This is a genomic window from Pseudomonas sp. IPO3778, from assembly GCF_013386825.1.
Classification (GTDB): Bacteria; Pseudomonadota; Gammaproteobacteria; order Pseudomonadales; family Pseudomonadaceae; genus Aquipseudomonas.
The window spans coordinates 32,082-32,325 of sequence record NZ_JACARC010000076.1; the positions used below are offsets into that span (position 1 = coordinate 32,082).

The window sequence follows — 244 nt, forward strand, 5'->3', positions numbered from 1 at the left end:
ACCTCCATCACCGGTGGCACCCTGCAAGTGGGCGATGGTGGTACGACCGGCAGCATCACAGGCGACGTTGCGACGAGCACTGGCACCACGCTGGCGTTCGATCACAGCGATTCCTACGCATTCGGCGGTGTGATCTCGGGCGCTGGTGCACTGAATCAGATGGGCACCGGCACGCTGGTCTTGACCGGCGAGAACACCTACACCGGCGGCACCTCCATCACCGGTGGCACCCTGCAAGTGGGAG

The 244-nt window shown here is 64.3% G+C and carries 1 protein-coding gene; it reads left to right on the forward strand.

Features of this window, described 5'->3' with window-relative positions; genetic code table 11:
* Positions 1-244 (forward strand): autotransporter-associated beta strand repeat-containing protein (locus tag HX855_RS29920; RefSeq protein WP_178948043.1); only part of this gene is annotated, 244 nt, incomplete at both ends.